The sequence below is a fragment of the Bartonella capreoli genome, assembly GCF_902813205.1.
GTDB classification, from domain to species: Bacteria; Pseudomonadota; Alphaproteobacteria; order Rhizobiales; family Rhizobiaceae; genus Bartonella; species Bartonella schoenbuchensis.
Window position 1 is genome coordinate 1 of record NZ_CADDZX010000352.1, and the last position, 397, is coordinate 397.

Sequence of the window (397 nt, forward strand, 5' to 3'; positions counted from 1 at the left end):
GACCATTGTTTTTCAACCGATAGCTGACAAAGTTATGTCATTTTTTTCCCAGCATGAACGAGAAACTCTCGATCAAAAGAAATTACGGCAGGAGTCATGTATCAAATCCCTCAATGATATCAACAATACCCTAGGTCAATCATTACAACGTTACGGTGCAGAACTTCTCGGTGTTTATGAAAAAAATGGTCATGTTTATTCTTCTGCACTCGAATTTCTTGGTATGCTTATCAATGGCGAATACCATCCTATGCCCGTCTGTTATGACCGTTTTGCCGACTATATATCTATCAATCGACCTTTTTTCTCAAAATGGGGTGCTCTTGGTGAACTGCGGACAATCAATGGGATACGCCGATTTGGAATGCTGGAAATTAAAGAATACGACACGACAACC

Annotated in this window: 1 protein-coding gene; it reads left to right on the forward strand. The window is 40.1% G+C overall.

Features of this window, described 5'->3' with window-relative positions:
• Positions 1-397: VirB4 family type IV secretion/conjugal transfer ATPase (locus tag J7R05_RS08755; RefSeq protein ID WP_484479016.1), on the forward strand; the 397-nt coding region annotated here is incomplete at both ends.